26 protein-coding genes and 1 pseudogene are annotated in these 26,152 nt (G+C 57.4%); 7 read left to right on the forward strand and 20 right to left on the reverse strand.

What is annotated here, in order from left to right; genetic code table 11:
• Positions 1 to 153: 153 nt before the first annotated feature.
• Positions 154 to 1,017, reverse strand: a complete 864-nt coding sequence (locus H9L05_RS16735; protein WP_187731891.1) for a universal stress protein — start codon at positions 1,015 to 1,017, stop codon at positions 154 to 156.
• Between the two features lie 51 nt (positions 1,018 to 1,068).
• Positions 1,069 to 1,890, reverse strand: a complete 822-nt coding sequence (locus H9L05_RS16740) for a universal stress protein (RefSeq protein ID WP_187731892.1) — start codon at positions 1,888 to 1,890, stop codon at positions 1,069 to 1,071.
• A gap of 387 nt (positions 1,891 to 2,277) precedes the next feature.
• On the opposite strand from H9L05_RS16740, the gene H9L05_RS16745 reads away from it, so the two are divergent.
• Positions 2,278 to 3,021 (forward strand): LOG family protein, encoded by a 744-nt coding sequence (locus H9L05_RS16745; RefSeq protein WP_187731893.1) that lies wholly within the window; start codon positions 2,278 to 2,280, stop codon positions 3,019 to 3,021.
• Here the strand turns inward: H9L05_RS16745 and H9L05_RS16750 are convergent, their stop codons facing one another.
• Entirely contained in the window at positions 3,022 to 3,858 is an 837-nt protein-coding gene (locus H9L05_RS16750) for a DUF6544 family protein (protein WP_187731894.1), read from the reverse strand.
• A gap of 221 nt (positions 3,859 to 4,079) precedes the next feature.
• Here H9L05_RS16750 and H9L05_RS16755 point away from each other — a divergent pair, with 221 nt between their 5' ends.
• The 3 genes from H9L05_RS16755 (at position 4,080) to ppsA (ending at position 7,591) form a co-directional block, all read left to right on the forward strand.
• Positions 4,080 to 4,673 (forward strand): universal stress protein, encoded by a 594-nt coding sequence (locus H9L05_RS16755; RefSeq protein ID WP_187731895.1) that lies wholly within the window; start codon positions 4,080 to 4,082, stop codon positions 4,671 to 4,673.
• Positions 4,673 to 4,897, forward strand: a complete 225-nt coding sequence (locus tag H9L05_RS16760; protein WP_187731896.1) for a universal stress protein — start codon at positions 4,673 to 4,675, stop codon at positions 4,895 to 4,897. Before H9L05_RS16755 ends, H9L05_RS16760 begins: the two co-directional genes overlap by 1 nt.
• Before the next feature lie 288 nt (positions 4,898 to 5,185).
• Complete coding sequence (gene ppsA / locus H9L05_RS16765) at positions 5,186 to 7,591, forward strand: phosphoenolpyruvate synthase (RefSeq protein WP_223284521.1); 2,406 nt, start codon at positions 5,186 to 5,188, stop codon at positions 7,589 to 7,591.
• A gap of 31 nt (positions 7,592 to 7,622) precedes the next feature.
• Here ppsA and H9L05_RS16770 read toward each other — a convergent pair whose 3' ends face one another.
• Positions 7,623 to 8,531 (reverse strand): universal stress protein, encoded by a 909-nt coding sequence (locus tag H9L05_RS16770; protein ID WP_187731898.1) that lies wholly within the window; start codon positions 8,529 to 8,531, stop codon positions 7,623 to 7,625.
• A 128-nt stretch (positions 8,532 to 8,659) separates the two neighbouring features.
• The gene (locus tag H9L05_RS16775; RefSeq protein ID WP_187731899.1) at positions 8,660 to 8,869 is read right to left on the reverse strand and encodes a YgaP family membrane protein; all 210 of its coding nucleotides are present in this window, start codon (positions 8,867 to 8,869) and stop codon (positions 8,660 to 8,662) included.
• 644 nt (positions 8,870 to 9,513) lie between these two features.
• Between H9L05_RS16775 and H9L05_RS26360 the strand changes: the two are divergent.
• Together H9L05_RS26360 and H9L05_RS26365 are read left to right on the forward strand one after the other, a co-directional pair.
• Positions 9,514 to 10,127: pseudogene (locus H9L05_RS26360) on the forward strand (Gfo/Idh/MocA family protein); the annotation flags it as partial.
• Positions 10,128 to 10,226: 99 nt separating this feature from the next.
• Entirely contained in the window at positions 10,227 to 10,877 is a 651-nt protein-coding gene (locus tag H9L05_RS26365; RefSeq protein ID WP_317175197.1) for a Gfo/Idh/MocA family protein, read from the forward strand.
• A gap of 107 nt (positions 10,878 to 10,984) precedes the next feature.
• On the opposite strand, the gene H9L05_RS16785 is transcribed toward H9L05_RS26365, so the two are convergent.
• The 15 genes from H9L05_RS16785 to mgrA all read right to left on the reverse strand — a co-directional run bounded on the left by H9L05_RS16785 (position 10,985) and on the right by mgrA (position 25,214).
• On the reverse strand, positions 10,985 to 12,226 hold the full coding sequence (locus H9L05_RS16785) for a DUF4394 domain-containing protein (RefSeq protein ID WP_187731900.1): 1,242 nt from the start codon (positions 12,224 to 12,226) through the stop codon (positions 10,985 to 10,987).
• Positions 12,223 to 12,627 (reverse strand): DUF4394 domain-containing protein, encoded by a 405-nt coding sequence (locus tag H9L05_RS25210; protein ID WP_187731901.1) that lies wholly within the window; start codon positions 12,625 to 12,627, stop codon positions 12,223 to 12,225. The genes H9L05_RS16785 and H9L05_RS25210 overlap by 4 nt, the downstream gene beginning before the upstream one ends.
• Positions 12,628 to 12,931: 304 nt before the next feature.
• Positions 12,932 to 13,861: a DUF4394 domain-containing protein gene (locus tag H9L05_RS16795; RefSeq protein ID WP_187731902.1), complete on the reverse strand. Its 930-nt coding sequence runs from the start codon at positions 13,859 to 13,861 to the stop codon at positions 12,932 to 12,934.
• Between the two features lie 265 nt (positions 13,862 to 14,126).
• Entirely contained in the window at positions 14,127 to 14,756 is a 630-nt protein-coding gene (locus H9L05_RS16800) for a DUF4394 domain-containing protein (RefSeq protein ID WP_187731903.1), read from the reverse strand.
• A gap of 88 nt (positions 14,757 to 14,844) precedes the next feature.
• Complete coding sequence (locus H9L05_RS16805; protein WP_187731904.1) at positions 14,845 to 15,750, reverse strand: DUF4394 domain-containing protein; 906 nt, start codon at positions 15,748 to 15,750, stop codon at positions 14,845 to 14,847.
• Positions 15,751 to 15,895: 145 nt separating this feature from the next.
• Entirely contained in the window at positions 15,896 to 17,527 is a 1,632-nt protein-coding gene (locus H9L05_RS16810; RefSeq protein ID WP_187731905.1) for a DUF4394 domain-containing protein, read from the reverse strand.
• Between the two features lie 319 nt (positions 17,528 to 17,846).
• A complete protein-coding gene (locus tag H9L05_RS16815; protein ID WP_187731906.1) occupies positions 17,847 to 18,986 on the reverse strand; it encodes an outer membrane beta-barrel protein in 1,140 nt (379 codons plus the stop codon).
• Positions 18,987 to 18,999: 13 nt separating this feature from the next.
• The gene (locus H9L05_RS16820) at positions 19,000 to 19,197 is read right to left on the reverse strand and encodes a hypothetical protein (RefSeq protein WP_187731907.1); all 198 of its coding nucleotides are present in this window, start codon (positions 19,195 to 19,197) and stop codon (positions 19,000 to 19,002) included.
• A 50-nt stretch (positions 19,198 to 19,247) separates the two neighbouring features.
• Positions 19,248 to 19,466, reverse strand: a complete 219-nt coding sequence (locus tag H9L05_RS16825) for a hypothetical protein (protein ID WP_187731908.1) — start codon at positions 19,464 to 19,466, stop codon at positions 19,248 to 19,250.
• A gap of 26 nt (positions 19,467 to 19,492) precedes the next feature.
• Positions 19,493 to 19,834 (reverse strand): hypothetical protein, encoded by a 342-nt coding sequence (locus H9L05_RS16830; RefSeq protein WP_187731909.1) that lies wholly within the window; start codon positions 19,832 to 19,834, stop codon positions 19,493 to 19,495.
• Positions 19,815 to 20,393 carry an RNA polymerase sigma factor gene (locus tag H9L05_RS16835; RefSeq protein WP_187731910.1) on the reverse strand — a complete coding sequence of 193 codons (579 nt, stop codon included), beginning with the start codon at positions 20,391 to 20,393 and terminating at the stop codon, positions 19,815 to 19,817. The genes H9L05_RS16830 and H9L05_RS16835 overlap by 20 nt, the downstream gene beginning before the upstream one ends.
• 207 nt (positions 20,394 to 20,600) lie before the next feature.
• Entirely contained in the window at positions 20,601 to 20,960 is a 360-nt protein-coding gene (locus H9L05_RS16840; RefSeq protein WP_187731911.1) for a CoA-binding protein, read from the reverse strand.
• A gap of 105 nt (positions 20,961 to 21,065) precedes the next feature.
• Complete coding sequence (locus H9L05_RS16845; protein WP_187731912.1) at positions 21,066 to 22,637, reverse strand: NAD(P)/FAD-dependent oxidoreductase; 1,572 nt, start codon at positions 22,635 to 22,637, stop codon at positions 21,066 to 21,068.
• A gap of 224 nt (positions 22,638 to 22,861) precedes the next feature.
• A complete protein-coding gene (locus H9L05_RS16850) occupies positions 22,862 to 23,932 on the reverse strand; it encodes an NADH:flavin oxidoreductase/NADH oxidase (RefSeq protein WP_187731913.1) in 1,071 nt (356 codons plus the stop codon).
• 289 nt (positions 23,933 to 24,221) lie between these two features.
• Complete coding sequence (mgrA, locus tag H9L05_RS16855) at positions 24,222 to 25,214, reverse strand: L-glyceraldehyde 3-phosphate reductase (RefSeq protein ID WP_187731914.1); 993 nt, start codon at positions 25,212 to 25,214, stop codon at positions 24,222 to 24,224.
• Between the two features lie 305 nt (positions 25,215 to 25,519).
• Between mgrA and H9L05_RS16860 the strand changes: the two genes are divergently transcribed.
• Positions 25,520 to 26,077 (forward strand): DUF2911 domain-containing protein, encoded by a 558-nt coding sequence (locus tag H9L05_RS16860; RefSeq protein WP_223284522.1) that lies wholly within the window; start codon positions 25,520 to 25,522, stop codon positions 26,075 to 26,077.
• Positions 26,078 to 26,152: the final 75 nt, after the last annotated feature.

The raw sequence follows: 26,152 nt of genomic DNA on the forward strand, positions 1-26,152 counted from the left end.
TTGAAGAGGTAGCGTTTTGCAGGCCAGACTACCCAAAAAAAGCCCCCAGCCTTATGGCTGGGGGGCTTTTTTTGCTTGTTGCGAGCCGTGATGAGAAAGCCAGATAAGCGACCAGCAAGCCCAGCCGGACGCAAGGTTCGCGGGCCAGCGCTTTCAGGTGAGGCGCCCCAGCCAGCTCGGCGTACTGGGGCCTTGCGCGGGGAGCAGTAGCACCGGTATCGGGCTTTGGCGCAGCACTTGGGCCGTGACGCTAAAGTGGAACAGCTGCCCCAGAAAACTATGCGGCCGGACGATGAGCACCAGCAAATCGGCCTGAACATCTGACACGGCCTGCATAATGCCTTCGGCGGGCGGCAGACTTTTTTCCTCGTACAGCTCCAGGGCCGTGGCGGGCGGAAGCAGCTGGCTCAGGCGCACATTTGCTAGGGCCCGCTGGCCCGGAAATGCCTGCCGCTCATTCGGCGCTTCGGCGTGCAACACGGTATACGCAGCTTGCCAGGACGCCAGCAAGGGCGCCATGGCCCGGCTGGCGGGGTTCAGCACAAAAGGATCGGCATCGACTGCCAGCGCGATGCGGCGCGGAACCTGCGTGGTGGTGGCCGCTTCCGGCACTATCAGCAAGGGCCAGTGCGTGTCGCGCAGTACTTGGTTTTGCCACAGCAGGTCCAGCAGGCTGGTGTCGGTGTGCGTGCCCATCACCAGCAGGAGCGGGTGGTAGCGTTCCACGGCCTCCGCCACCATCTCTACTTCCGCGTGGGTGGACGTCACAATTTGGGTGGTCGCGGGCAACTGCCGGGTCAGGCGCTGCAAGGCGGCGTCCATGTCTGCCTGACTGCGGTAAGTATCGGTTGCGGTCATGGTCACCAGTTCGGGGTCGGGAGTTGCCTCGCGGTACTGATGCAGCAGGATGAGGCGCGCCTGAAGCGGCTCACTCAGCACGGCGGCATACCGGGCGGCATGTTCCGAGGCCGCCGACAGATTAGCTAGCACAACGATAGACGGGCTCATATCAGGCATATACAAGTACAATAAGTGGCAAGAAACCGAAAACAGCCGCGGCTGGGGGCTTTAGTCCTGGGCGGGCAAAATCAGCAGTGGAATCGGGCTTTCCTCAATAAGCTGAGCCGTGATGCTCTGGTGAAACAAGCCGCCCAGCAGACTGTGGCGGCGGGCTACTACTACCAGCAGGTCGGTTTTTTGGCGGGCGGCTTCCTGCAAAATGCCCCCCACCAGGGAAGGCTGATATACCTCATGCACCTTGGTTTCCGGCAAGGCCGGCAGCAGGTTGGTATCCTGAATGGTGCGCTGGATAGTGGCGGTATCCGGCCTCATGTGCTCGTCGTCGGTTACGTGCACCACATCCAGCGTGCCTTGGGTTGCGTGCAGCAGCCGGCGCATCACATCCTGATGCTCCACCAGGTGAAACGGCTCCCCGTCGACGGCCAGGAGCATGCGGCGCGGCGGGAGCGTATCGGCCCCATTCGCCGGCACAATCAGCAGGGGATGAGGCTCGTGGCGCAGCAAGTCCATGGCGGTGCTGGTCACAATTTCCGGCGGCAGGGTGGCCGGCGTCGGCCGGCCCAGCACCAGCAGAAGCGGATGATGACGCTGCACCATTTCCTGCACTGCATCAGGCAGAAATTCATCGGAGATGGCTACTTCAGCAGGCACTGGCTGGGTGGCGGCCAGCTGCTCAAGCTGGTGGGTGGTTTGGCGCTCCGCCCTCCGGGACCGACGGCTGCGGAACTCCTCCGGCGAGAGCGGCCCATCCTGGCGCAGGTGCAGGAGCACCAAATGTGCCTCCAGGGGCACTGCCAGGCCCGCCGCATACGTGAGAGCCCGGTTTGTGAGGTCAAAGAAATCGGTCAGGACAACAAGTGAAGGATTCATGGCCGGCAGATATTAGGAAAGAATAAGACAGCGTATCCGGGGTCTGGGGGCATTTCGTCGGGGCTACGTAGCGCCGGCGGTTAGGCCGAAGCTTTATGACTGCCGCGCAGGTAGGAGCTCATCAGGGCCAGGGCCGTCAGGAGAAAAATGGGCAGGATGAGAAGGAAAGAGTTCATGAGGGTAGCGAAAGTGGGGCACAGCGCGCTGGCCCCGGGTGGAAAAAATGATACTATAAACATCCACTTTTCGAAAGCATAAAGCCATGATGTAAATTAGCTTAGTATCTGATTTATATCATGTTTGCCTTTCCCCGGTGCGCCTACCCAACAAGGCGGGCGGACAAGGCGCAGGGTCCTGGTGGGTATCCTCAACATTAACTTCTTGTCTATGCCATCCGACACCACTTCTGCCAGGTCTGCTGTGCGGGCCGAACGACGGTTTTTGGCGGGCCCGCGGAGCCGCCGCAGCGAGCTGCGCTTTATGTGGACGGTGGTGCGGGAGTTTTTGCGCGGCTTTCGGGTGCTGCACTTCGTGGGGCCGTGCGTATCCGTGTTTGGCTCCGCCAGAGTAACCGCAGGCTCGCCGTTTTATGAGCTGGCCCGGGAGTTGGGCGCGGGCCTTAGCCAGCAAGGATTTACGGTGCTTACGGGTGGTGGGCCGGGCATTATGGAGGCCGCCAACCGGGGCGCCCGCGATATGGGCGGCCCCTCCGTGGGGTGCAATATTGAGCTGCCCGAGGAGCAGCATCACAACCCCTACCTGGATACGTGGCTGAGCTGCCGCTACTTTTTTGTGCGCAAAGTGCTGCTGGTCAAGTATTCCTACGCCTTTGTAATCATGCCCGGCGGCCTCGGCACCCTCGATGAGCTGTTTGAAGCCCTGACGCTTATCCAAAACAAGAAGATTCTTGATTTTCCGGTGGTAGTGGTGGGCCGCGACTACTGGCAGCCCCTGCTGGAGCTGCTTACCCAAATGGAGGAGCACGGCATGATAGCGCCCGCCGATGTGCGGCTGCTCACCTTCACCGACTCGGTGGAGGAAGCCTTGGCCCACATTGAGCATCACGCCGTCGTGAAATTCAAGCTGTTACCCGGCCGCGAGCCCCGGCGCTGGTGGTGGTTTGGCGAGTAGCTAGTAGGCGTCCGTTTGGTTATACTCCAGCTCCAGGAGCTGAAATCTGGCGTAGGGCCGGGGCTGGCCATCTACTATCCAGCTCGCCTCTGCCTGCGTAGGCACCCGCACACCGCGTATGGTTTGATACTCGGCGAAACGCCCCACCCAGGGCAGGGCGGCGGTGTCGCTCTGGTAGCGTTCGGCTTCGCATTGCACTAGCTCATTGCGCTCATTAAAGCGCACCAGGTACGAAATTGCCTGCCCCTGATACGTGAAGGTGAGCGTAGCGGAGTGCTCGTCCTGAGCCATCCAGCTAACCCGCTCGCTGGGCAGCAGGGCAGTAGGGAGCCAGGCAAGCTCACCCAGCCAGCGCATCAGCTCTGCCCGGTCGTAGCGCGGGCCGCGACCGCACATGACCGGTGCCAACCCAAACAGGCGCACGAGCAGCTGGCCGCGCCCGGCTACATATTCATCCCGGGCAGCAAAGAGGGTGGTGGTGCCCTGCCAGATGAAGCCCGGCGGATCGGCAGTGAGGTATTCTTGCCCCGAAATTGCCCCCCAGTCGCCATCCAGTGAGGTTTTAAACTGGCCCGTATGCCGCAGCCGTACGGAGCGCAGGTAGGGCTGGCCGTTGGGCAGCACGTGGCGGAAGTAGCGCTGCACCGGCGCCGGCAAATCAGCCAGCTGCGTTTCGTGGTAGATGCTGGTGGTTACGTCGGTGGAATTGCGCAGGAGGCGCCGCGCATCCTGGCGTAATTGGCGCCCTACCAGGGCACGGCCAACGCCAAACCCAGCGGCAGCGGCCGCCAGCACCCCCGATACCAGCAGCCACGGCTTGTTTTCATTTATAGCCATAATCAATTTGGGTTTGTAGGAATGCCCTTTTTTAGAAGTAGGTGCTGATAATTAGCCAAGAATATGTTCGTAAAATTATATATATTACTCTCTCAGGTACATGACGACCATGGTAGTCATCGCATGATAAAAATCAAGCGCACAGGCGGATGCGGCGCATAGCGATGCTGCCGGCCTGATGGTTTCTTGCCAGTAGCTTTACTTTCTAGCCGCTCCTGCTCATGGTTCCTTCCCTGCTCATTCTGACCGATTTCTTTCAGGCGGCCAACCGGGCGCTCGACTACGCCACCAATCTGGCCGATCCGCTTGGGGCCCGGCTGGTGCTGCTGCACGTGCGCCGCAACTCCGTGCTGGACCCTGAAATGATGAGGGGAGAGTTGTCCAACCTTAGTAGGGAAGCTATTTCGCTGGCTATGAGCAGTGTAGCGCGCCAGCTGGCCGTGCCGGTAGTGGCTGAGGTAGGCTACGGGCGGGTGGCTGCCGCCGTGGCCGATGCCGTCAGTCGGCACCATCCCGAACTAATCGTGCTGGGCCGGCCCGATTATTCTACCACCCCCGCCGAAATGGTGGAAACTACGTCCCTGGATATTCTGCGGGCCGCCCCTTACCCCATGCTGCTGGTGCCCCACACGGTAGTGAGCAGCGCGCCGCCCTCGCGCCTGCTGTTAGCGGTTGATGGTCAGGCTTTTGATTTGGGTGAACACGCCGGCGTTGTCCACCGGCTGCTGGCCGAGCTCATGGCTTCGCTCACGGTGCTGTACGTAGCCGCCCACTCCGACTACGACAAAAAGCCCCCACGACCCTGGAAACGGTAGTGCGCACCGGTCTGAAGCTGGAAGCGACGCCGATCGAAATTCGCACCATCAGTAGCCGCAACCCTGCACAGGGCATTTTGGAGGAAGCCAATGCGAAGGAGTTTGACATGATCGTAGTCATCTCTCGGCGCCGCAACTTTCTGGGGCAGCTGTTTCACCGCAGCGTCACGGCCCAGGTGCTGATGCACAGCGAGTTGCCCGTGCTGGTGCTGCCTGCTCTCTGATAAAGTGCTCCCTGCCCGCAACCCGAAAGCCTGGGCCGGGCAAGGAGTGATGAAGATCATGAATGGCTATGTTATTTCTCATTTTTATCGAGTGCCGGATCAAGCATTTTTGAGCTGAAAGCACCGCATCAAAGCGCCCGATCGGTCAGCCAAAAAGCCCCCCAGACGCGCTGCCTGCTTTCCGGATAATTGTCTGACTCAGAAAACGATGAACGATTAACTCGGGGAGAAGCCAGCTTTGCCTGCATGAAGCTTGACGCCCTTTTACCCATCCAGCACTCTATCACTATGGCACAGGAAACATACACGCGGTTTTTTCGGGAGCTCACCAATCAAAACGTGGCGCTGGTAGGAGGGAAGAACGCCTCCCTGGGCGAGCTTTTCAACCAGCTTACCCCGAAAGGAATAAATGTGCCCAATGGGTTTGCCACCACGGCCGCCGCCTATTGGCTGTTTCTGGATGAAAATCAGCTGCGGCAGCCCCTTACCGCGCTGCTGGCTAGCCTCGACGAGAAGGAGTTGACCAACCTGCCGGCCGTGGGCACCCAGGCGCGGGCCTTGATAACGCAGGCCAAAATGCCCCCCAGCGTGGCGGAGGCCATCGGGCAGGCGTACCGGGAGCTTTCGGCGGGCCACGCCGGCGGCCTGGCGGTGGCCGTGCGCAGTAGTGCCACGGCCGAAGATCTGCCCACGGCCAGCTTTGCCGGGCAGCACGACTCGTTCCTGAATGTGCAGGGCGAGGAGGCTGTGTTGCAGGCTTGTCAGAAGTGCTTTGTGTCGCTGTTCAACGACCGGGCTATCAAGTACCGGCTCCAGAATGGCTTTGATCATCTGCGCGTTGCCTTGTCGGTGGGCGTGCAGATGATGGTGCGCTCTGATGTGGGCTCGGCGGGCGTGGCGTTTACTATCGAGCCCGAAACCGGCCACGCCAACCTTATCTACCTCACCGGCAGCTGGGGCCTGGGCGAAAATGTAGTGCAGGGAGCTGTGAATCCCGACGAGTTTTACCTGTTCAAACCCTCTTTGCGGAGCGGTCATCGGGCCCTGGTAACCCGCAAGCTGGGCGACAAAGCCAAGACTATGCGCTACGCCCAAACCGGCATTGAAAACTCCGACACCCCACCCGAGAAGCGCGCGGCTTTCGTGCTCTCTGATGCGGAGGCGGAAGAACTGGGGCGCTGGTGTCTGCTCATTGAAGATCACTACGGCATGCCCATGGATATTGAGTGGGCCAAAGATGGCCTCACCAATACGCTCTACATCGTGCAGGCCCGGCCCGAAACCATTCATCATGGCAGCCAGGCGCTGCGCCTGCACGAGTACCACCTGACCCAGAAAGGCCCGGTGCTGGCTACGGGCAAGGCAGTCGGCAATCAGATTGCCACGGGCGTGGCGCGCATTATCGCCTCGCCCGCCGACGGGCACCGATTGCAGCCGGGCGAAATCCTGATTACCGACATTACCAGCCCCGACTGGAACGCGGTGCTGCGTAAGGCGGCCGTCATTGTGACGAACAAAGGCGGGCGCACCAGCCACGCGGCCATTGTGGCGCGGGAACTGGGCCTCTCGGCCGTGGTGGGCACGCTCAATGCCACCGAAAAAGTGCAGGATGGGCAGCTCATCACGGTTTCCTGCGCCGAGGGCGACGAAGGTCAGGTGTTTGCGGGCAAGCTGGCCTGGCAGGAAACCGACATCGACCTGGAGCGCGTGGAAATGCCCCACACTAAGCCCCTGCTCATTCTGGCCGACCCCGACCGCGCCCTGCAACTCGCCCGTTACCCCAGCCAGGGCGTGGGGCTGATGCGGATGGAGTTCGTAATTAATAGCGCCATCCGCATTCACCCCATGGCCCTGGTCGATTTTGATAAGCTGCAGGATGCGCCGGCCCGTCAGGAAATTGAGCAGCTTACCACCCACTATTCCAGCAAGCCGGAGTACTTCGTGGATAAGCTGGCACAGGCCATCGGGTTTGTAGCGGCCGCATTTTACCCGCGCCAAGTGATTGTACGCCTCAGCGACTTCAAAACCAACGAGTACGCTAACCTGGTTGGCGGTCGGCAGTTTGAGCCAGAAGAAGAAAACCCCATGCTTGGCTTCCGGGGCGCCTCACGCTACTACAGTCCGCAGTACCGCGAAGGGTTCCGGCTGGAGTGCGAAGCGCTGCGGCGGGTGCGCCTCGATTGGGGCCTGACCAACGTGAAAGTGATGGTGCCTTTCTGCCGCACCGTGGCTGAGGGCAAGCAGGTGGTGGCCCTCATGGAGGAGTTCGGGCTAAAGCGGGGCGAGCAGGGGCTGGAGGTGTACGTAATGGCTGAAATTCCCAGCAATGTTATTCTGGCTGAAGATTTTGCCGCTGTCTTCAATGGGTTCTCCATCGGCTCCAACGACCTCACCCAGCTTACCCTGGGCATCGACCGCGACTCAGCTATTGTGAGCCATCTGTTCGACGAAAACAACGAGGCCGTAACTCGCATGCTCGCCCAGGTTATTCGGACGGCCAAAGCCTGCGGCCGACCCATCGGGCTGTGCGGCCAAGCTCCCAGCGACTACCCCGCGTTTGCTCAGTTCCTGGTGGAGCAAGGCATTGACAGCATCTCGTTTACCCCCGATGCCCTGCTGAAGGGAATGACCAATATGGTGCAGGCCGAGCATGCTCTGAGCCCCCGCCAAGCCGCCCCGGAAGTAGGAGCGTAGGTATCGGGTTAAGCTGGCCTAGGGGGCTTTTTCAGCGCCGAAAGCAAAGAAGGGAGTCGAAGGTTCCGGCGCTAGTGCCGGAACCTTCGACTCCCTTCTTTGCTCTGAATATTGCCTTAAGCCGTGGTGGGCAGCACCAGCACGGGCACCGGGCTGCGGCGCAGGATATCGGCCGTGACGCTATGGTGAAAAAGCCCCCAAGAAACGTATGCGGCCGCGCCAGCATTACGATAAGCTGGGCCTTCAGCTCCGATGCAGCGTGCAGAATGCCGTCGGCCGGCGCTTCTTCGCATACCTCGTACAGGCTGTTATCGGTCAGATGGCCAAACAGCCCCGTGCGCATTGCGGAGGCCAGGCCCACATCGGCACGCGAAGGGCCGGCTGCCTCGGCCACATGAACGACGGTAGTAGTAGGTTTCAGACTGGCCATAAGCTCGGTGAGGGCTAGCGAAGGCGCACTCAGCCAAAACGCTTTATCATCGGTGGCCACCACCACGCGCTGGGGCAGGGAGGTATCCTTCCACACTTCGGGCACCACCAGCAGCGGATGCTGGGCCTGCTGCAAAAAGGGCAGCGCCCAATTGCCCATCAGCCTGTCCAGCAGATTGAAGGGCTCCTCCCGCCCAAACGCCAGCAGCACGGGCTTGTGGCGTTTTACCACGTCAGCCAAGGCCGGGCTTAGCATATCCAACACTATTTCGGCCTCAGCCGGAACAGGCAGCTCCTCTGCTCGCTGTACCATGTACGCCATCGTCTCCTTGCGGCTGGTTACCGTAATGGGCGAGGCCATGGCGGCAGCCTCCGGCGCGAGCATCGGGTCGAGGTATACGTGGAGCAGCACCATCCGTCCATGCAGGAGTTGGGCCAGGCGGGTGGTATACGTCAGGGCTACCTCGGCGGAAGCTGACATATCCGTTAAGACAACGAAGGTAGGCTGCATATACAATAGAGTAATAGGTAGGGAAATGGAAGTCGGTGAGTGCCCTGTTTGCCGCTACGGCCATTACAGGGTAGCCACGGAAGCCACAGCGCAAGGTCGGCAAAGGCAGGCTTTATCAGCGAATGAAGTCAGCTCCGCGATTGGTGATGCGTGGCAATGCCCAGCAGGGAATAAAAGGGGCAATAGCCGGCAATGCCCGTCAGCAACAGCGTGAGCGGAACAAGCAGCCAGGCCAGTAGAACGGGAGTGCTGAAGCCTTGCCGTACCAGAAAGCCGGTAAGAAAGGTTGCCAGGAGAATGCGAATCACCCGGTCGTAGGAACTTAAATTCTGACGCATGATTGATAAGCAGTTAAGTGAAAATGAGAAGTGACAGCGGGGGCTGGCCTCCAGACCAGAGTGGTCTTGACAGCAGCCGGAAAAGCTTGCGTAAAAACAAGCAAGCGGGCGGCCAGCTACTCCCGGCTTGCTTCTCCAACTGGCCTGAGAGAAGCAGTTGAGCCGGCCATCCACTGATCAGAAGATTTTCTGAAAAACCGTGGGCGCGGGCCTCATCTGGTGGCGGCCTGCATCAACTGCGCCGCATGATTGTGTACATAGTAGGTGCTGGATTTTACTTCGAATATCCTTATTAATTAAGGATGGTAATATGATGGGTGTCAAGCAGCTGGATGATTTATGTTATGCGCTTTTCCGCCGCGCAGACCCGGTCGCCGATGCACATTTCCAGTTACACGGCAGTCGAGGCTATTGGGGGGTAATTCAGCCTGATTTGCGCTTTATCAGCCGGCGAAAAGAACACTATGGGTGAGGTAGGTAGCTGTTTCACCCCAAACACCCGTAGAGCTTGTCTATACTTCATTTCACGCACTATTCTACCAGCTCATTTACACAACCAGTGTGCTATGTCACTTACTAACAGTCTACTAAACACAGTCCTGCGTCAGGCCGGCCAGGAAGTATCGCGTAAAGAATTCTTGACCATGGCCGGGCGGGGCCTGGCCGTAGGAGTCGCCGCCAGCACGTTTGCCAGCTGCCAGGATAAGGCGGGTGGGGAGGCGGCCAAAGCCACTACCCCGACCACCGGCACCCCAGCCTCGGAGGCAACTGCCGCCACCGTCTATACGGGCCCCGGTGGCCAGCAAGTGCCCTCATCGGAAGCCGTGTCGCCACCAGCGAAAGTGCCGGCGGGGGTAGAGAAGCCCATTGAGCTGGAAGCCTGGAAGTCGGATGTAGACCCCCAATCGGGCCCCACGCCCACGCCTTTGCCCCCCGATCAGCGGGTGGGCTACGCGCTGGTCGGGTTGGGCCACCTCACGCTGGAAGAGCTGCTGCCGGCTTTCGGCGAGTGCAAAAAATCCAGGCCAATAGCCTTAGTCAGCGGCTCGCCGGAGAAGCTGCAAAAGGTGGCGAAGCAATACGGCATCAAGCCCGAAAGCTGCTACAGCTACGCGGATTATGACAAGCTCAAGGACAATGCGGAGGTGCAAGTGATTTATATCGTGCTGCCCAACTCCATGCACGCCGAGTACACCATTCGGGGGCGCAGGCGGGCAAGCACATTCTCTGCGAAAAGCCCATGGCCAACTCCGCAGCCGAGTGCGAGGCCATGATTGCGGCCTGCAAAAAAGCCAACCGCAAGCTCATGATTGCCTACCGCATTCAGTATGAGCCCTACAACCGCTTGGTGCGCAGCATGGTGCGGGAAAACAAGTGGGGCAAAACCAAGTACATTCAGGCTCAGAACAGCCAAAGCTCCGCCAACCCCGACCATTGGCGCCATAAAAAAGCTCTGGCTGGCGGCGGCGCCCTGCCGGATATAGGCCTGTACTGCCTGAACACCTCGCGCTTCCTGCTGGGCACTGAGCCGACGGAAGTATTTGGCTACTCCTACAGCACGCCCGGCAACCCGCTGTTTAAGGAAGTAGAGGAAGTAATGTCGTGGCAGATGCGCTTTCCGGGGGGCATTTTGGTCGACTGCATCACGCACTACAACACCCACGACTCGCGCTTCTACCGCGTCAACGGGGAGAAAGGCTGGATGCACCTGAACAATGCCTACGCCTACCAGGGCCAGCAGCTGCAAACCTCCCACGCCGAGGGCCCCGCCAAGATGCAGAACCAGATTACCATCAGCCCGGTAAATCAGTTTGCGGCCGAAATGGACCACTTTTCCGCCTGCGTGCTGGAAGACAAGCAGCCCCATACGCCCGGCGAGGAAGGCTTACAGGACCAGCGCATTATGGAAGCCATCTACCAGTCGGCCCGCGAAGGCCGGCCGGTAAAATTGCCCCCCGTAGACGGTACGGACGTGTTTCGCGGGCCGGAGCCGAAGGATAACGCGTAGGCTTGCTTGTGAGTAGCTCACAAAAGTTTTCAGTGTAAGAAATATAAAAAGCCCCCGCTCAGGAGCGGGGGCTTTTTACTGAACTAGATAAAGCGAAATAGTAAACCTTAGAAGCCCAAGCCTAATGCGAAGCCACTAGGTATCCAATTCGATCCATCGATTCCAGGAATATTAATCGACCGAGCGAACGTACGCGCCCCTGTAGACAGGTTGAGCGTATTAATCTGGTACATATTGGGGCCGTTGACAGTGTTAACAAACATATAGGCGGTGTTGCTGGTGCCCCCAATATCCAGGTCGCGTACGTCGGCGGTTACATCACCTATTTGTCTCAGATTATCAGGCCCAGTTACGAGGGGAATAATTTGGTAGAGCTTACTGATGAGATTAACGGAGTATTCAATACCATAAAGGTTGCTTGCCGTGGCACCCACAAAATTATTATCGTGGGCAATTGTTCGAGGATTAACGGGTAGATTACTACCTACAGGAATACCGAAAGAAGGATCAGCAGTAGTGAAGCCGGTAGTTGGATTTACGCGGAAATTCTGGCCGTATGAACTCGCCAGGCGAATCATGTCTGTAACAGGATCAAAGTCAAAATTACCCGCACTTACTACTGTCACATTAGCGTTTAAATCAGCCACGCGGGTAGCTGCGCCAGTGGCCAAGTCAATGGTATAAAGCCGGCTACTTGACCTGTCTCTCGCTATTACGATGGTGTACAGCTGACCTGTAGCGGGCCTAAAGTCTACACCAATAGTACTTTCACCCACACCAATACCAGTAACGCTCTTTGTCGTGTAACTGTTTGAGTCCGTGGGGTCAATAATAGTAAACGTATTAAATGTTACATCGAGCCCGTTTCTTACATTGGTGACAATATAAGCTACAGGTCGTGTAGGAATAGCTAAACCAGTGTAGTTCAAACTTGTGCTGTAGCTAGCCAACGTGCGAGCTGCACCTGTGGTCAGATCCACGGTAAAAAGTGTGGGGCTGCCATTAACTGAATATAGGCCCAGCGCGGTACCCGTTTTGGCGTCAATATCAAAGCCACCGTCGCCACTAACGTTCAAGTTCAGATTGCCCACGGCTACGAGCGTGCCGTTGTTAGGCGGGTTAACCAAGTAAAGCTGCTGGTTCTGCGTGTTGATGCCATAGAGGGCAGTCGTGCTAGCACCGGCTACGTTGTTGGTGTAAGCCACACCCGTTACAGTCGCGCCTGCGGCCCCGTTGATATTGCCATCAGTAGCGGCCACTGCCCCGGTTTCTGGATGTATTCGCAGATTTTGGCCCGTACTCGTGACCAGCCGAATGCGGTCGACCGCAGGGTTGAAATCAAAACTCACCACATTGCCCCCAACGCTGGCGAAAAGGCCCCCGCCCCAATAACGTGAGCCTTACCCGTGTTCTGGTTAATCACATAAATACGGCTGCCACTGCTGACCCCATAGAGCTGCCCAGTACCTGGCCGGAAGTCAATAGCTAGGATTCGTTCACTGCTCTGTAAGCCGGTTATAGAAACCGAGGCTGTACGGGTTGCAGGATCTTTTGTGGAATAAGCATCGAGCCTTGTGCCACCGGATAAGGCATAAAAGGGAATGTCTAATCCTAAATTTGGAGGAGTTGGATTAGTAGGTGGCGGGGTAGGTTTGGGAAAGTACTGCTCCAGGATGTCTTCGCAGCCTGTAAGCGACGACAATAACAGTACGGCCACGCCCCATTTGGCGAGGGATAAGTGTTTTAGCATACAAACAAGATTATAAAATGAAAGAAAGAATAAATTGAATGATTCGCTTTAACCACTACGGTGTGCTAAGGTCATAAGATGCGAGGTTGTCAAAATAAAATCCAAGTTCTCATTCTATTTGTTGCCTTCTTTTCTTCCCTCTCAACCTTTCATGTTGGACGCATAAAATGCTGCAAAGGCCACTGGTTAGAATTGCGAAAATCTCGAAAGCATTTGCCCCTCCACTAAGCTTGAGCCCTTGAACAAGAAAAAGCCCCTGCTCTTAAGTAGGGGGCTTTTTCTTATTATCCTAAGGAAAGGAAAATTACAGGCCTAACCCGAGCGTGAAGCCTGTGATGAAGGGCGCGAAGACGAAGCCTGGCGTGGGCGACGGCCTGATAGGTGGAAAGCCGAAGTCTCCTAATTCTGTGGCCGCGCCGGTTGTCAAATTGATCGAATACAAACGCCCCACATTCGGGCCGCTCATGACCGCGTAAGCCTTCTTACTAGTGGCGCCAATATCGAAACTGCCATCGGAGAGGAAGTTGATACTTAAGGGACCAATTTCTGTGATCGTCCCGGCATTGGGCGGGTTCATTAAGTAAAGCTTATCCTCTGTGAAATCTAGCGCGTACAAGTTAGTGGAGGTAGCGCCAGCCACGTTATTATCGTAGGCTAAGCCCACCACTCTATTGGCGTTGCCTCCATTAATACGCCCATCTTCAATTGCTACGCCGTCAACCGGATTCACCCGAAGGTTTTGACCTGAGTTGGTCACAATCCGAATCCTATCCACGACGGGGTTAAAATCGAACCCAAGGGTAAGGGACCCACTGAGGGGAATGCTGACGGGTGCGACCAGCGTAGCAGCTCCATTGGCGGGGTTAATAGTATACAGGCGGCCATCGGTCGCACTGGTCGTGGCAACCAGAGCATAGAGTTGGCCGGTGGCGGGGCGTATATCGAGCCCAAAGATGCGGTCGGTTACAGCGCTCAAGCCCGTAATCGGCATTTCCTGGATTTTCGCCAGCGTAATAGGATTGAAAATAATCAATCCATTCTGCCATGCCCCATCGCCGGACCCTGGTGTAACAGCGTCAGCGTAGGTTGTGTATGCTACCGTCTGGATAGGACTAGTAGGTAGGGTAGGCGTGGGCTTGGGGAAATACTGGTCTAGTATATCCTCGCAGCTACTCAGCGAGGACAATAATAGCACAGCCACGCCCCATTTGGCGAGGGAAGAGAATTTTAGCATAGAACTGAGAAGATAGGATGGAAAGAAGAATGAATATGATTCATGTAATTTTTCATACGTAGCTCGGCAATTCATAGCTGATTGGGCTACTATAATTATTCAAATACCTGAATACAGATTGCGATAAAGCAGATTAGCATTCTTAAAAACCTGATCCTTTCTCTCATAGGCATTGGGTTTGCAAGGCTCAGCATAATTCTGTACCACACCAGCCTGCGCTGATTTGTTGACGATAAGGTGGTGTTTAATAAACAGCGTAGTAAGATCAGAAACCCAGCCCCACAGCTAGGCCAATGGGCGTGACGCTATTGTAGGAGGAACTGGCGAGCGTTACTTGGCCGGTCGCTAAATCAACCTTGTATAAGGCCGAGTTGCCGGCCGCGTTGAGAATGGCATAGCCCGTATTGGTGGTGCCGCCAATGTCAAAACTGCCCGTCAGGACGGCTGGGATGCCCAGATCACCGACTCTTACCAGTGTGCCCTCCTGGGGGGGCATCTGTTGATACAGCGTACCAACCGTGGGAAAGTTGCCCTGGCTCCCACTCACGCGGCCCATGACATAGAGCGTAGACGTTGGGGTACCCGTGAAGTTGTTCGAGTAGGCGGCTGTATAAATTCCTAGGTCGGGAGGCGTGAGGGGGCGCTCGACGGTGGCCGTACCATCGCTGGGATTTATGCTCAGGTTCTGGCCTGAACTGCTTACCACCCGAAGGCGGTCGGTAATGGGATCAAAGTCAAACCCGGGGTCGTCGGAGTCAACTATTACTGGTACATGGCTCACATAATCGGTATCCCCCGTGGCGGGATTAATAGTATATAGGTCATTACCACCCCCACGATTCGAGCCAGGGCATAGAGCTGGCCATTCGAAGGTCGAAAATCCAGCCCTATCCACCTTAGAACGGCCGCGCCGCCGACGGCCGCGCCTATCCTGATGTCTATAGACGGGTTGGTCAAGTCAATAACCAGGAGCCCGCCGCGTGCTACCCCCAAAAAGTATAGGCCACAGGCCGGGTCGGAATAGCGATACTGGTATAGCCCAGGCTGGCATTGTACTGGGCTAAGGGGCGGGCGGCGCCGGTGGACAGGTTCAGCGTGAAGAGCGTGGGCTTCTTATTGACCGGAAAAAGACCTAAGGCCGTGCCGGTCCTGGCATCAATGTCGAAGCCTCCATCGCCGCTGATAGGCAGGTTCAATTTGCCCACTGGCACCAACCGGCTCTCGTCCAGAGCAGAACTGGAGCTAGGATTGGGCGGGGTGAGCAGGTAGAGCTGTTGGTTCTGCGAGTCAATGACATATAGCTCTGTCGTTTTGGCTCCCGCGACATTGTTCGTATAGGCCACCGCTGTGAAGGTTGCCCCGTCCGGTCCGAAGATTGTTCCAGGAAATCTAATCGCGCCCGGAACGGGGTCTACGAACACTCTCTGGCCCATGTTTGTCACCAGACGAATGAGGTCTTGGGTGGGATTGAAGTCAAACCCGAATAAGTCGCCGGCAAGGCTGGGGTTGAAGGCTTGCGTTCCTAGCGCACGGGCTACCCCGGTGTTCTGGTTGATGACGTAGAGGCGGTCAGCGTTGCTGACCCCATAAAGTTGACCCGTGGCGGGGCGGAAGTCCATGGCTAGGATTCGTTCGCCGCTTGGTAAGCCGGTAATTGCCACGGAGCCCGTACGGGTTGCGGGATCTTTCGTGGAATAGGCATCCAGCCGCGTGCCACCGGATAAGGCATAAAAAGGAATGTCCTGCCCTAGGGGAGGAAAGGTGGGCGTAGCAGGTGGCGGGGGAGTAGGCTTGGGTAAGTAATGCTCCAAGATGTCCTCGCAGCTAGAGAGTGACCCCAGCAGCAAGGCCGCGGCCCCGAGCTTGGCAAGCGAAACACGTGTTTTCATAGCGGTATAGTAAAGAGATAGCATTTGAAGAAAATTTAACTAACCCGCTCATGCTGTGGCTGTAGCCTCCAACATCATCCGTAGCGCTTGGACTTCTGCATCAACATAGGGGTAATAGGTAATAGTTGAGGTAGGGAATGGCTGGCTAGAAGCCAAGGCCAAGCGCAAAACCAAAGCCGAGACTGGCAGGATAATGAGCCACAAATGTGGTGGGAGGGGCAGATGGCGAATTCAGATTAATGGTATAGAGATCGGGGCCACTCCCCGCGAATTTAATTAACAGGGCATAGGGCGTATTGCTGGTACCGCCAATATCCATACTGCCCCCGATAATTTGTTCCAGTCCCAATTCTCGCAGTTCTACCGACTGATTCTCACTGGGCCCTGTTAACTGAGTGATCCAAATTCTGGAATCATTCTTATTAAATGGCTCATATTTAAGGCCGTACAAAGTCGTGCTCGTCGCCCCGGCGAAGCTGTTAGTGTGGGCACAGGTAAAAGGAATATCCTCTGAAGGCGTGATAGGGGTGTCCTCTACCACCTCGCCAGTAGTGGGATTAATCAGTAGGTTACGGGATGGGTCATTGCCTCCTCTCCCCATAAAAAGGCGGATACGGTCGGTAACGGGATTAAAATCCATATCCCTTACGCTTAGGTTGGATCCGGGGAGACTAATTGGAGACACGAGCGTCGCGGCTCCCGTAGCCGGATTGATGGTGTAAAGCCGGGTCCTCGGGATATTAGACGAGGTCGCGAGGCCATATAACTGACCGGTGGCGGGGCGAAAATCCAACATGAACACGCCCCCATCCTCACCTAGTCCCGTAATAGGCTTAACAACGAGCGGGGCAGGGTTTGTGGCCGAGGATGGCGTGGTGGGATTAAAAATCACGAGGCTGCTCCCGGCACTGACATAGGCAACCGGCTGGGTAGGAATGGCAATCCCCGTATAGCCCGAACCGGAAGCATATTGGGCGAGGCGCCGCGCCGCGCCGGTGGCTAAGTCTACCGTGAAGAGGGTGGGGCTGCCATTAACTGAATACAAACCCAAAGCAGTACCCGTTTTGGCGTCTATGTCAAAACCCCCGTCGCCGCTAACGTTCAAGTTCAGGTTACCCACGGCTACGAGCGTACCATTGTTAGGCGGGTTAACTAAATAAAGCTGCTGGTTGTGCGTGTTAATGGCATAGAGGGTCGTCGTGGTAGCGCCGGCCGTGTTGTTGGTGTAAGCCGCCCCGGTCACAACCGCGCCCGCTGCGCCATTTATCGCACCATCAATGGCTGCGACGGTGCCCGTCTCCGGATTGAGGCGCAGAAACTGGCCGGTGCTGGTTACCACCCGAATCCAATCTGTGGTTGGATTAAAATCAAAGCCCAACAGATTACCCCTCAGCTCCGGAAAGAAGGTTCCCGTACCGATTGCGCGCGCTACGCCGGTACTCTGGTTGATGACGTAGAGGCGATCAGCATTGCTGACCCCATAAAGCTGGCCCGTAGCCGGTCGGAAGTCCATGGCTAGGATTCGTTCGCCACTAACTAGGCCGGTAATAGCGACGGAAGCCGTGCGCGTGGCGGGGTCCGTCGTGGAATAGGCATCAAGACGAGTGCCGCCGGACAAAGCATAAAAAGGAATGTCCAGGCCTAAGGGAGGGAAGGTAGGGATACTAGGCGGGGTAGGCTTAGGGAAGTACTGCTCCAAGATGTCTTGGCAACTCGTGAGCGAGGCTAGGAGCAAAGCAGCCACGCCACACCTAGCGAGATAATAGAAGGCTTTCATATAATATCATATTAATATTTTATTAAAAATTATAATAATTTTAATTATTGTACAAGTTAAAATGTGCATATCATTCTAAATCACTCGTATAGCTGCACACTGCATAACAACTTTATATGATACTAATAAGCTGTGTTTCAACATTTTATAATAACAAACTGAGCGGACGGGTTCATAAGCCAGTATAAGGCTAAGCGGTGTGGTCATTAAGTCCTGACATTAGTAAGTGCTTAATGACCATGTTCTTGTAGCGTAAGCACCCAAAAAAGCCCCCAGACACGTCTGGGGGCTTTTTTGGGTGCTTAATTGGAAGCTAAGCTTATATTCCTCCGAACGTTACACCGAAGCTGAGCGTCTGGGCCTGGGGGCCGCGGCCGTCTTTGAACAGCTCGTTCAGATTGTACTTGACGAACAAATCCATGCCGCCAATTCCGACTAAGCCTTGCAGGCCGTAGTTGAAATCTTCCAGGTTAAAGCTGCCGCGGTCTTTGTCTTTGCGATTGCGGCCGTCGTTGTCATATTTGATTTTGGTGTGGCTGCCCAGGCGGTAGCCTGCAAAGCCTCCTGCGCCAAGGCGGAAACCGTCGTCGTTGCCTTTCTTATTTTTGGTGTTGAGCACCAGCATGAGGGGCAGATTGATGGTGGTAGTAGAGAGCTTGCTTTTATCAAGGTCAAGGATTGGCTCTGTTTCGATGACCGTGCCGGTGCCGGTGGGCGGGTTGAACAGGCGACGGTTGTTATCGAACATGTAGTTATTGAAGGACAACTCGGGGCCGGTGAGCAGGCGCACGGGGCTGCCCTGAGGGCCTAGGCGGTACAGGTAGTGCCAGTTGAAGCTGATATAGCGCGAGCCGAAGGGGCGCAGGTCGAAGTCTTCGGCGGTGGTGGCATTGCGATTTACCAGCGCGTTCAGCCCCACGTCGATGCCGAAGTCGCTGTGGCCGGGGCGGGCGGCGCGCTCTTGCCGTTTGGCCTCACGCTGGGCGTTGCGGGTGGAGTCGTCGATGGCTGAGGTGCCTACTTTGATGGAAACGTGGTCATCATCGCCATTCTCCACTACCGATACCCCGAAGGCGCGGCCCAACACTACATCTACCCGCTCCGTGTCGCTCTTTTTGCCTTCGTCGGTGCGCACCGTCACCCGAATCTGCTCGGGTACCTGCTTGCCGGGCTGGTCTTTGGCGGGGTAGAACTCCATCGTTACCGTCTCCGTCTTGGAGGTTTTGCCGGCGGCTTCGGCCTGGGTGATGTAGGTATCCAGCAGGATCATCAGCGAGTCGAGCTTGTAGTTGCGCAGCTCGCGCAGCTGGGCTTTGTTCTTGACAAACAGCGTCATTGTAGCCTGGTTGGGCAGTTTTACCACAATGGTGTCATCGGGAGCAGGGGCGGCGGCCAGGGTGCGGCAAGGCGCGGCCAGGGCTAGCAGCACTACTGCCAGCAGGGTGTAGAAGCGGTTCATGATGGAGGAGAAATTAGAGTTGAATGACTAGGGCGTGGTTGGCGCCCGGAGGCCGTACCGTCACGGTCACGTCCTCGGGTAAGCGGGGTAAGGATACTGGTTCGCCGCGCAGAGCATTGGTTACCTGACGCATCACCTGCCCACCGAGGCGGCCCCGGCGCGGCGCCGCCTGGCTGGCTGCCAGGGCCGCCGTTGCTGACGACTGGCGCACTTCCACTTCTATTGGTCCCGTAGGCGCGGCTGAGGTAGTAGTGGCAGCGGCTACGGTTGGGAGCTGCTGGGGGCTTTTAGCTGCGTTTCCTCGGCCACGGGGCGCTCCGGTTGCGCTTTGGTGGGGGTGAGGGAAGCTACCATGGTGTTCTGCGCGGGTTTGGTACTTAGCTTTTTAGGTGATGATGAGCGGGGAACTGCTGTAGCGCGGGCCAGTTGGCGAGTAGCGGCTGGCTTGGAACGAAGCGGCTGCGTTGGTTGCGCATCCAACGCGGGCTGTTTCGTAGGAGCCGTTGCTACGGCGGCTTCTGATGGGGTAGATGGCTGGGCGGTGGGAAGGGTTGCCTGAGAAGATGAATTTTTCGAAGAAACCGCTTCGGTCGTTTTAGCAGCGGGCTGCGTAGTAATTTTTGCTGCCGTACCCACAGCGGGGTCCAGATTTGCCCCCGCCACAGCCACGCGCCGCCGGCCAGCATGAGCAGCGTAATCACGGCTGCCGAGGCGTAGAGCCACATAACGGGGCGCTTGCGGGCGGGCTGCAACTCGGCTTCGAGCTGAGCCCAGAGGTAGTCGGGCGGCGGGGGCGCGTGGCGCTCCAGCTTTTCCCGAAACAGCTTATCAATATCTTCCGGTTGCATAATATTCTTTGGGTGAGGAGGTGGAGGCTGCGGCATTGCTGGCCCCGCCTAAGCGGCGCTGAAGCATGGCCCGAGCCTTACTCAGCTGCGATTTACTGGTGCCCTCCGTAATGCCCAGCAGCTCGGCAATTTCGGGGTGAGTGTAGCCCTCTACGGCGTAAAGGTTAAATACGGTACGATAACCGGCGGGCAATTGGGTAAGCATGTGCATCAAATCGGCCGCGTTCAGATCACTTTCCGCGTCGGCCGCCGTGATGGCTACGTCTACGGGGTAATCGTCGATGGCCAGGTGGAGCGGTTCTTTGCGGCGGAGCTGGCCCAGGGCCTCGTTCACCATTATCTTCCGGATCCACCCTTCAAAGCTGCCTTCGTGGCGGTATTGATCCAAGGCTTTAAATACTTTCACAAAACCCATCAGCATCACTTCTTCCGCGTCTTCGCGGTGGCGCAGGTAGCGTGAGCACACCGACAGCATCAGGCCCGCGAACCGCTCGTAGAGCAGCTTCTGGGCGCGGCTGTTACCTTGGCGGCAAGCAGCAATGAGGTCGGCGTCAGTCACGAGAAAAGCGGAGTAGAAAGAGACAGTAGCAGGGCGTTTGATGGGGTAGATGCAACCTTTGCGGGAGGGGTTGCCTCTGGGGGCTTTTTTTGTGAAAAAAGATTGCTTTCGGCTTTTTGGCAGTAGGCGCCGGGGGTGAGGCCCACGCCAGAACCAAAAAGCCCCCAGGAATACTTCTGGGGGGCTTTTTTATACATCAGCTTACACTTAGTAATTGCCAATCGACAGCATTACCAGCGTGCAGGCTTCTTCCGTTTGAATACCGCGCTCCTGGGCCATGCGCTCCAGTTCCGGGTTTTCAGTGCCAGGATTAAAAATGATGCGCTTGGGCTTCAAATCCAGGATGTAGTCATACCAGGTGGGCTGATTTTGCGGACCTACATAGAGCGTTACGGTGTCTATTTCGGAGTCGGTGGGGCGGTCGGTGTGGATGTCGATGCCGGCAATCTGGCCTTTGCGCAGGCCCACGGGCACTACGTCGTGGCCGTGGCGCTTCAGGGAGTGAACAGCTTTATAGGCATAGCGCGCAGGGTTGTCGCTGGCGCCAAGAACGAGAGTCTTTTTCATATGGCAGGAAGGTGCGTAGAAACGCACCCCATTAGTTGTATAAAGAGTAAACAGCGGAGCTGCCGTTGAGTGTTTATACGGTAAAGAGCAAGGTAGGGAGGATTTCTAGGCTAGCACCGCCAATACTGCCTCCGCGCACCGCTCTCCGTCCATTGCTGCCGACACGATGCCGCCCGCGAAGCCCGCGCCTTCGCCACAGGGAAACAGGCCCGTGATTTCCGGGTGCTGCAAGGTGGCTGGGTCGCGGGGGATGCGCACGGGGGCGGAGGTGCGGCTTTCTACCCCCACAATCTGGGCTGCGTTGGTGGTGTAGCCGGGAATCTTTTGGCCGAACGCCTTGAAGCCCTGACGCAAACGGTCCGTAAGCCCGACGCCCAGCACCTGACTCATGGGCACTGATACCAGGCCCGGCTGGTAAGAGGTTTCCAACAGTTCAGGAGAAAGCTTGTCTTTTAGAAAATCGCCCAGGCGCTGGGCCGGGGCAGCCTGCGAATTGCCCCCCAGCGCACAGGCGCGCTGCTCAATTTCCTGCTGCAAGCGCAAACCGGCCAGCGCTCCGTGTCGCTTCAGGTCCATTTCTTCCAGCTCCACGGCTACCACAATGCCCGAATTGGCAAAGCGCGAGTCGCGGCGGCTCGGCGACATACCGTTCACGACTACCTCGCCGGGAGCCGTGGCGGCGGGCACAATAAAGCCCCCCGGACACATGCAAAACGAGAAAACGCCCCGCTGCTGTCCGCGCCACTGCGTTTGGTGCACCAAAGAATACGAAGCCGCCGGCAGCGGCCCGCGGTCCTGGCGGCGGTACTGGGCCTGGTCGATAAGAGCCTGTGGATGCTCCACGCGCACACCGAGAGCGAAAGGCTTAGCCTCTACGCGCACACCGCGGCGGTGCAAGAGCTCATAAATGTCGCGGGCCGAGTGGCCGGTAGCCAGAATAACCGCATCCGCCTCCACCGCTTCGCCCGTGGCCGTGACAACCCCACGCAGGTGGTTTTTTTCGAGAATCAAATCTTCAACCCGCGTTTCAAACCGCACTTCGCCGCCGGCCTGGCGCACGGAGTCGCGCAGGGCAGCTACCACCTGGGGCAGCTTATTGGTGCCGATGTGGGGGTGGGCATCGACGAGAATATCGGGAGTGGCACCGTGCTGCACCAACAGCTTCAGAATACGGCCCACGTCGCCGCGCTTGGTGGCGCGGGTATAGAGCTTGCCATCGGAGTAAGTGCCCGCGCCGCCTTCGCCGAAGCAGTAGTTGGAGTCGGGATTCACGACGTGGTCTTTGTTCAGGGCCGCTAAGTCGCGGCGGCGGGTACGCACGTCCTTGCCGCGCTCCAGCACGATGGGCCTGATACCCAGCTCAATAGCCCGCAAAGCTGCAAACAAGCCAGCCGGCCCAGCTCCCACAATAATAACCGAGCGCCGAGCCTGACTTACATCAGGATACCGAAACCAGGGACCAAAAATATCGGCGGGCGGGGGCTGAAACCATATATCGGCGCGCAGGCGAACGAGGGGCTGCCGGCCGCGCGCATCGATGGAGCGCTTGCGCAGGTGCACAAAATCGGCCTCGCCGGGCTGGGCGCCCACGGCGTTGAGCAGGGCGCGGTAGCGGGCAAATTCGTCGTAGGCTACTTCGGGCGGAAGAAGCACTTCAATTTCTTTCTTATCGAACATGGGGCGAAAGGGAGTTAACCTTTAAACCGTGAGAAAACGTTGCTGGGGGGCAAATATACGCATGGAACACCGCCACGGGCCGCTTAGTGCACATGGTAGTTCCCTCGTAGCACAATCGGCTGAAAAAAGCGCTAACGGCGCAGACGAGGGGATTCCAACTATTGCGTCTCTACCCCGTTTCAGCGGACCTTCTAAGAAACTTTGCTTGATGAGTGGGGCCGTCTTTACTTACGCTTTGCGCGCTCATATTGCACGGGCCAGGCCAAATCCACATCGAGTTTCTGGGCCGCGTGCAGGGGAAAATATGGGTCGCGCAGAAACTCGCGGGCCAGCAGCACCAGATCAGCCTGCCCGCTGGCCAGAATCTCCTCTGCTTGCTCTGCCGTGGTAATGATGCCAACCGAGCCCGTAGGCATGCCGGTTTCCTGCCGAATGCGCTCAGCAAACTCCACCTGGTAGCCCGGTCCGGCCGGTATCTTGGCATCGGGCACGTTGCCTCCGGTTGAGGCGTCAATCAGGTCCACGCCGTGGTTTTTCAGTTCGCGGGCCAAGGCTACGGAATCGTCGATTGTCCAGCCCCCATCGACCCAATCGGTGGCCGAAATGCGGACGAATAGCGGGTACTCCGCGGGCCAGGTTTCGCGGACAGCAGCCGTTACTTCCAGCAGCAGCCGGATGCGGTTCTCGAAGGAGCCGCCGTAAGCATCGGTGCGCTGGTTGCTGAGGGGCGAAAAAAACTCGTGCAGCAGGTAGCCGTGAGCCCCGTGAATTTCTATCACCTTAAAACCAGCAGTCAGCGCCCGCTGGGTGGCGGCCCGGAAGTCATCTTTTACTTTCTGCAAACCAGCCTCATCCAGAGCCAGCGGCGTGGGGTCGGTGGGGCGGAAGGGGAGGGGGCTGGGCGCTACCGTCTGCCAGCCGCCTTCGGCAACTGGTACTGGCTGGTTGCCTTTCCAGGGGCTGCTGATGCTGGCTTTGCGGCCGGCATGAGCCAACTGCACGCCCGGCACGGCGCCCTGCGCGGTGATAAACGAGGTAATACGCTGCAAGCCAGCAATGTGCTCGTCTTTCCAAAGGCCCAGATCATCGGGCGTGATGCGGCCTTCGGGCGATACGGCAGTGGCTTCAAAGATGATAAGGCCAGCGCCGCCCACGGCTCGGCTACCCAGATGCACTATGTGCCAGTCATTGGCAAACCCATCCTCCGAGGAGTACTGGCACATGGGCGAAACCACAATGCGATTTTTCAACTCAACTCCCCGCAAACGCAGCGGGCTAAAAAGGGTAGCAGCCATATAAAATTGTCAAATGAATTTGTAAAAAAGCCCCCCAGATCTGATCCTACTACATCAGAACGTCATGCAGAGCGGTAGCGAAGCATCTCGCGTGCTGATGTGAGGAGTGCTAATCAACAAAAGAGAACGTCATGCTGAGCCTGTCGAAGCATCTCTACTGGTTACTAACCAATGGCATTACAACGAAGCGGGAGAGATGCTTCGACTCCGCTCAGCATGACGGTTAGCTTGGCAACCTCAGCACGCGAGATGCTTCGCTACCGCTCTGCATGACGGTCTGGGGGCTTTTTTACCCCAAAATTTCCTCAATCGTGCTCAATTGCTCCGCGCTAAACTCCGGGCTTTGCAGGCACTGCAACGAATCCTGGAGCTGGGCGGGGCGGCTGGCGCCGATGAGCACCGATGTCACGCGCGGATCTTTCAGCACCCAGGCCAGCGCCATTTGGGCCAGACTTTGGTTGCGCTCCTGGGCCAGCTGATGCAGGCGGCTGATCTGAGTGAGGCGCTCGGGCGTGAGCTGGTCTTCTTTGAGCGATGGTCCGCCGCGCCCAGCCCGCGAGTCGGCCGGAATGCCGTGTAGGTATTTGTCTGTTAATAGGCCCTGGGCCAGGGGCGAAAACGGGATGCAGCCCACGCCTTCGGCTTCCAGCAAGTCCAGCAGGCCATCTTCTACCCAGCGCTCAAACATGGAGTATTTGGGCTGATGAATCAGGCAGTGCGTGCCTAGCTCGCCCAGAAGCTTGATGGCTTGGGCCGCTTCGGCGGGCTGGTAGTTGGATATACCCACGTACAGGGCCTTGCCCTGACGCACAATCAGGTCGAGGGCGGCCATGGTTTCCTCCAGGGGCGTTTCGGGATCGGGGCGGTGGTGGTAGAAGATGTCCACATAGTCGAGCTTCATGCGGCGCAGGCTTTGGTCGAGGCTGGAAACCAGGTATTTCTTGGAGCCCCAGTCGCCGTAGGGGCCGTCCCACATGGTGTAGCCCGCTTTGGTGGAGATAATCAGCTCGTCGCGGTAGGCCCGGAAGTCTTCTTTCAGGATGCGGCCAAAGTTGGTTTCGGCCGTGCCGGGGGGCGGACCGTAATTATTGGCTAGATCGAAATGCGTCACGCCGTGGTCGAAGGCCAGGCGCAGGGTAGCGCGGAAGTTTTCGAGCACATCAACGTCGCCAAAGTTCTGCCACAAGCCCAGCGACACGGCCGGCAGCTTCAGGCCGCTGCGGCCGCAGCGACGGTACTGCATAATGGAAGAATAGCGCTCCGGGTTGGCGAGGTAAGTCATACAGACGAGGTGAAAACGGACAAGATGGATGGCTTCCGGAGTGCTTCGGCGCTGGTTTGGAATTTCACAAACCACAGCCCCAAGCCCAAAAAAGCCCCCCAGTAAGCCAACCATACGGTTGAACCGGGTTTTAAGCTACAGGCGCCCTTCGGCAGGCCACAATTTTGGTGTCAACTACAACAACCTGTTGGTGAATATTGCGTCATTCACCCTGCTGTTCAATCCTTTACTCATTGCTCGTCTATAACAAAGCGGGCTGAGTTGGTTGTACTGGCATTTCTTTCACTCTAACTACCCAAAACCGTATGAAAACCCCCACTCCCAAATTCCTGCTTCTCTTCGTCTGGGTTATGCTACTGTTCGTGGGCAGCGCCGTTGCTCAAACGACCACCAAAAAAGCCCCCGAAGATAAAAGCAAGCGGCCTAGTCCGCCCGCCACGGTTACCGGCCCCAACTTTACCATCGAGTACAGCCGGCCATCCATGAACGGCCGCAAGATATTCGGCGAGCTGGAGCCCTATGGCAAAGTGTGGCGTACGGGGGCGAATGAGGCCACCACGTTTGAAGCCAAACAGGCCGTTACCATCAACGGGCAGACGCTGCCCGCTGGCAAATACGCTCTGTTCACCATCCCCAATGATCAGGAATGGACGATTATCTTCAATAAAACCGCCAACCAGTGGGGCGCCTTCAAATACGACGAAAAGCAGGATGCCCTGCGCGTAAAAGTGAAGCCCACCAAGACCGCGCAACCCGTGGAGCAGTTCACCATCAAAGCCGATAAAGCCGGCACCGTAACCATGGCCTGGGAAAACTCGCAGGTTGCTTTTAAAGTAGCTGGCGCTGCGAAGGCGCAGTTGTAGCTGTAGTATTTGCTACGGAAGCTGCTTAGAGAGTAACGTAGAATCCAGAATACAACAGAACGTCATGCTGAGCTT

Origin of the sequence: Hymenobacter qilianensis (genome assembly GCF_014489555.1) — a bacterium.
Lineage (GTDB): Bacteria > Bacteroidota > Bacteroidia > Cytophagales > Hymenobacteraceae > Hymenobacter > Hymenobacter qilianensis.

What these genes read in the sequence shown, in the direction of transcription:
- H9L05_RS16735 (WP_187731891.1), bottom strand. Translation starts at nt 1,017, where the DNA reads ATGCCTGATATGAGCCCGTCTATCGTTGTGCTAGCTAATCTGTCGGCG.
- H9L05_RS16740 (WP_187731892.1), bottom strand. Translation starts at nt 1,890, where the DNA reads ATGAATCCTTCACTTGTTGTCCTGACCGATTTCTTTGACCTCACAAAC.
- H9L05_RS16745 (WP_187731893.1), top strand. Translation starts at nt 2,278, where the DNA reads ATGCCATCCGACACCACTTCTGCCAGGTCTGCTGTGCGGGCCGAACGA.
- H9L05_RS16750 (WP_187731894.1), bottom strand. Translation starts at nt 3,858, where the DNA reads ATGGCTATAAATGAAAACAAGCCGTGGCTGCTGGTATCGGGGGTGCTG.
- H9L05_RS16755 (WP_187731895.1), top strand. Translation starts at nt 4,080, where the DNA reads ATGGTTCCTTCCCTGCTCATTCTGACCGATTTCTTTCAGGCGGCCAAC.
- ppsA (WP_223284521.1), top strand. Translation starts at nt 5,186, where the DNA reads ATGGCACAGGAAACATACACGCGGTTTTTTCGGGAGCTCACCAATCAA.
- H9L05_RS16770 (WP_187731898.1), bottom strand. Translation starts at nt 8,531, where the DNA reads ATGCAGCCTACCTTCGTTGTCTTAACGGATATGTCAGCTTCCGCCGAG.
- H9L05_RS16775 (WP_187731899.1), bottom strand. Translation starts at nt 8,869, where the DNA reads ATGCGTCAGAATTTAAGTTCCTACGACCGGGTGATTCGCATTCTCCTG.
- H9L05_RS26365 (WP_317175197.1), top strand. Translation starts at nt 10,227, where the DNA reads ATGGTGCGGGAAAACAAGTGGGGCAAAACCAAGTACATTCAGGCTCAG.
- H9L05_RS25210 (WP_187731901.1), bottom strand. Translation starts at nt 12,627, where the DNA reads ATGCTAAAACACTTATCCCTCGCCAAATGGGGCGTGGCCGTACTGTTA.
- H9L05_RS16795 (WP_187731902.1), bottom strand. Translation starts at nt 13,861, where the DNA reads ATGCTAAAATTCTCTTCCCTCGCCAAATGGGGCGTGGCTGTGCTATTA.
- H9L05_RS16805 (WP_187731904.1), bottom strand. Translation starts at nt 15,750, where the DNA reads ATGAAAACACGTGTTTCGCTTGCCAAGCTCGGGGCCGCGGCCTTGCTG.
- H9L05_RS16810 (WP_187731905.1), bottom strand. Translation starts at nt 17,527, where the DNA reads ATGAAAGCCTTCTATTATCTCGCTAGGTGTGGCGTGGCTGCTTTGCTC.
- H9L05_RS16815 (WP_187731906.1), bottom strand. Translation starts at nt 18,986, where the DNA reads ATGAACCGCTTCTACACCCTGCTGGCAGTAGTGCTGCTAGCCCTGGCC.
- H9L05_RS16830 (WP_187731909.1), bottom strand. Translation starts at nt 19,834, where the DNA reads ATGCAACCGGAAGATATTGATAAGCTGTTTCGGGAAAAGCTGGAGCGC.
- H9L05_RS16840 (WP_187731911.1), bottom strand. Translation starts at nt 20,960, where the DNA reads ATGAAAAAGACTCTCGTTCTTGGCGCCAGCGACAACCCTGCGCGCTAT.
- H9L05_RS16845 (WP_187731912.1), bottom strand. Translation starts at nt 22,637, where the DNA reads ATGTTCGATAAGAAAGAAATTGAAGTGCTTCTTCCGCCCGAAGTAGCC.
- H9L05_RS16850 (WP_187731913.1), bottom strand. Translation starts at nt 23,932, where the DNA reads ATGGCTGCTACCCTTTTTAGCCCGCTGCGTTTGCGGGGAGTTGAGTTG.
- mgrA (WP_187731914.1), bottom strand. Translation starts at nt 25,214, where the DNA reads ATGACTTACCTCGCCAACCCGGAGCGCTATTCTTCCATTATGCAGTAC.
- H9L05_RS16860 (WP_223284522.1), top strand. Translation starts at nt 25,520, where the DNA reads ATGAAAACCCCCACTCCCAAATTCCTGCTTCTCTTCGTCTGGGTTATG.